This window comes from Paracoccus sp. JM45 (assembly GCF_003590715.1).
Classification (GTDB): domain Bacteria; phylum Pseudomonadota; class Alphaproteobacteria; order Rhodobacterales; family Rhodobacteraceae; genus Paracoccus.
In genome coordinates this window covers 1-1,982 of sequence record NZ_QQVY01000051.1, presented here as the reverse complement: position 1 = coordinate 1,982, position 1,982 = coordinate 1, and the positions used below count along the sequence as shown (strand labels likewise).

2 protein-coding genes are annotated in these 1,982 nt (G+C 53.4%); both read left to right on the top strand.

The annotated features are described in order from the left end of the window. The first annotated feature begins 83 nt into the window (after positions 1-83). Positions 84-569: a malonic semialdehyde reductase gene (locus DWB67_RS17590; protein WP_119808835.1), complete on the top strand. Its 486-nt coding sequence runs from the start codon at positions 84-86 to the stop codon at positions 567-569. An 11-nt stretch (positions 570-580) separates the two neighbouring features. Continuing rightward, positions 581-1,873 (top strand): amidase, encoded by a 1,293-nt coding sequence (locus tag DWB67_RS17585; RefSeq protein ID WP_119808834.1) that lies wholly within the window; start codon positions 581-583, stop codon positions 1,871-1,873. The last annotated feature ends 109 nt before the right edge of the window (positions 1,874-1,982 follow it).

Here is a 1,982-nt window from a genome sequence, read left to right as displayed (position 1 = left end):
GCGAGGCCTATGATACTCACAATCAACACCTGAAAGCCGCCGCCTGACATGAAACCCATGCTATAGCTTAGCCCGGCGGAAAACTGGTCGAAAATTCAGGACCACCTCTAACCTCGGCAAATTGTTCGCCTGCGCGCTTTGTTTTCATCCGGACGCAGAATGGCAAGGAATTGTTAGCGGCTGCCTTGTCAGGGGGAAATCTGGAAAAGACGATGACTGCACCGGTGACGGTCCTGATCTGCCACGACATGAAATTTTACGACCAATTGCCACAGCTCTTTCCGCACGGCGATGCCCGCTCATGGTTCACCGGATCACCCGAGCTGATCGAGGAAACAGCAATGCGCAACGGATCTCTGGCCGGTGGCTATCTGATTATGGCAGCGCGCGCACTTGGACTGGATTGCGGCCCACTGTCAGGATTTGATGCTGGGGAAATCACAGAGGCCTTTCTGAAAGACACCGATTGGAAAGTGAACTTTATCTGCAATCTGGGCTATGGCGATCCGAAGAAAATCTGGGACCGTCTTCCGCGCCTGTCTTTTGAAGACGCCTGTGTTCTTGCATAAAGGGCATCCCGATGAATAGGAATTTTCCTCCACACGCCGGTACCGCACATGAAATGGCAGCCGCCGTTGCCGCAGGATACTCGCCCGCCCGAATTGCCGAGGACCTGATTGCGAACATCGGCACCGTTGATGGACAGGTTCGTGCCTTTGCCTATTTCGATGCGGATGAACTGCGCGCAAGGGCAGAAAATCTTCCCGATGGCCCGCTTCGTGGTGTGACAATTGCCGTCAAGGATGTCTTACTGACCCGTGATATGCCCACCGCCCATAATTCACCGCGATATGAAGGATCCATGCCCGGTATCGATGCAGCATGCGTCGATACACTGCGGCAGGCGGGGGCATTGATTGCCGGAAAGGTCACCACATCGGAATTTGCATCAACCACAGTCGGACCGGGCACTACGAACCCGCATGATGCAAGGCGAACGCCGGGCGGATCATCCTCGGGGTCGGCCGCAGCTGTCGCCGCAGGGCTGACGGCCCTTGCAATCGGGACACAAACTGGCGGATCGACAATACGTCCTGCATCATTTTGCGGTGTTTTCGGCATGAAACCGACGTGGAATGCCATCTCGCGCGAGGGATCGAAAATGTATTCGGCGACTTGCGATACAATTGGCCTCTATGCCCGTTCGGCAATGGATTTCGAATTACTTGCAGATGTCTTTGACTTCGACGTTTGCGACCTGCCTGAAACTCTTGAGGGGCTGCGCGTTGGTGTGACATACGGCACAACACCCGAAGCAGCTGACGACGATACACGCGCGGCAATGGATGGTGCCATTGCGAACTTACAAGCTGCAGGTGCCACTGTCGTCGACCTTGCGTTACCCCCTGATTTCGACGGTATCCTCGACGCGCATCATATTATTCTTGCACGCGAAGGTGCGTCGGCCTTTCTGAATGAGGTTCGCTCTACTCCTAATATAGAAGAATTTTTTACCCGATTGGTCAGTCAACGTCCCACCGCTGCAGCCGCGCGTTCTGCCTATAAGAAGTCGGATCGATGTCGTGCCCTGATCGACCGGATGTTCGAAGACGACATTGATCTGATTTTGACGCCCTCGGCCACCGGCGTGGCGCCAATTGGAACAGGAACGGGGGATCCGGTATTCAACGCGATGTGGACGCTACTTCAAGTCCCGGTCATCAATATCCCATTTCATAAGACGATAGATAATCTACCTGTCGGGGTCTCTTTTATTGGCCGTCGATACGACGATCGCAAGCTGATCAGAATAGCAAGGTTGATAGCAGAGGCCCCAAGCGAACCACTCAACACATCCTCATTAACAATTTGATACATAACATGGATTATTATTTTATCATTTTCTAGCCGGGCCCATTCTAAACTGGGTTGCGAAATTTCCCCTATCTTGCTGGAAAGCAGGAAGAATGAAAGATGGCGCA

Coding starts and splice junctions, on each gene's coding strand:
- DWB67_RS17585 (WP_119808834.1), top strand. CDS start 581: ATGAATAGGAATTTTCCTCCACACGCCGGTACCGCACATGAAATGGCA.